Origin of the sequence: Streptomyces niphimycinicus (assembly GCF_018883605.1) — a bacterium.
Lineage (GTDB): Bacteria > Actinomycetota > Actinomycetes > Streptomycetales > Streptomycetaceae > Streptomyces > Streptomyces niphimycinicus.
Genome location: NZ_JAHLEM010001219.1, coordinates 1 through 1,683, shown reverse-complemented (window position 1 = coordinate 1,683; position 1,683 = coordinate 1). Strand labels below are relative to the sequence as shown.

The 1,683-nt window shown below is 77.9% G+C and carries 1 protein-coding gene; it reads right to left on the bottom strand.

Features of this window, described 5'->3' with window-relative positions; all coding sequences use genetic code 11:
- Positions 1-1,547: DUF6049 family protein (locus KN815_RS48960; RefSeq protein ID WP_253209739.1), on the bottom strand; the 1,547-nt coding region annotated here is incomplete at its 3' end.
- Positions 1,548-1,683 lie beyond the last annotated feature (136 nt).

The window sequence follows — 1,683 nt, the reverse complement described above, 5'->3', positions numbered from 1 at the left end:
CGGGCGGGCTCGCCGGAGGCGCCCGCGGCCGGGTGGCTCGCGAAGAGCTGGGCGGCGATCGCCGCGTCGTAGCGCAGCGCGGTCGTCCCGCCCTCGAGCGAGACGGCGCCGTCGTCGGTGGCCCCCTCGGAGACCAGCTCGCCCTCGGCGGCCACCCCGGCGCCGGAGGCGAGCACCGTGTCCAGGCCCAGCTCCTTGGCGTACCGGGCGATCCCGTCGTCCAGCTCACCGCCCGCGGGCCAGCCCACACCGGCACGCGCGTGGACGCCCAGCGCCCGGTCCACCACGCTGCGGCCGGTACTGGAGGCCCGGCGCAGCAGCCCGGCGAGCGGGGCGCCGCCGCCGCGGGCGAGCGAGGCCAGATCCGGGTCCGCGTACGGCAGCGCGATCACCTCCCGGCCCCGGACCGCCCTACGGAGCGCGGCCAGCCAGTCCGCCGCCGCATCGCCGCCCTTCCCCTCGGCGGCCTCCTGCGGATCGCTGCCGCCGGGCGTACGGGCCACCCGGTAACCGGCGGCCATGGCCCGCGCCTGGACGATCAGATCCGGATCGAGCACCCAGGTGACCGGCTGCCCCTTGCCCATCTCCACCAGCCGCCGCAACCGGCCGCCCGGCCCGAAGGCGGCGGTCAGCTCGTCGTCGCGGAAGACCGGCAGCACGCTGTCCGGGGTGCGCAGGGTCAGCGCCTCCATCCGCGGGGTGTCGAGGACCGGCCACAGCACGGTGGTGCGCAGCGGCTCCAGCCGCGTGGCGTCGGGGTACGCGGACAGATGGGCGCGGGTCAGCCCGAGCACGGTCCCGGCACCGGCGCCGCCCTCGCCGACGACGTCCACGGTGAGCGCGTACGCCCCGGCGTCGTCCAGCTCCAGATCGGGGACGGGCACGGTGAGCCGGAAGCCGCGCTCGGCGCCGGTCGGCAGCGCGGCGAGACGAGCCGTACGGCCGGGCACCTCGGGGCCGTCGGCCCGGGTCAGGGGCGTACGGCGGGCCACGGCGGAAAGCCCGCCGCGGGTGTCGATCGCACCGGACGCGCCGATCCGCACCCCGATATGCGCGGGGCCGAGACGCCGCCCGGAGGTATTGGTGACCCGCCCGCTGATCCTCAGCTCACCGCCCTGACGGATCACCGCGGGGGTGAGGGAGGCCAGCTCGACGGAGACGGGGTACGGATGGGAGGGGGTTTGCGGCGAAGTGGCGCCGTACGGACGCGAGGGGCCCTGCGCCGTGGTGGCGCCGTACGGACCCGACGGGAGCTGAGCCGTCGTGACGCCGTACGGACGCGAGGGGCTCTGAGCCGTCGTGACGCCGTACGGAGGCGACGGGATCTGCGCCGTCGTGGCGCCCGGGACCTGCGCCGCAGTGGGGCCGTACGACCCGCGGCCGGGCGCCCGGCCCACGGCCTCGGCGGGCCCGGTGGGCGTCGCCGGTACGGAAGTGATCGCGACCAGGATCGTGGTGACGGCCACGACGACCGCCCGCCCGTACGTCCCGCCGCGCCCCACGACCACCACCTCGACGCCCGCGTCTGCCGTCCGCCCGCGCCGCACGGGACCGACGCGGTGTCACCAGCCCACCACGCCGGGGACGATGCCGCACGCTCAAGACCGCCGCCCCGGGGAGGGGCTTTGGGGCCCCGGCCCCGGCCCCGGGGAGACCCCGCGGGGCCGCACCAGGGCGCCACCG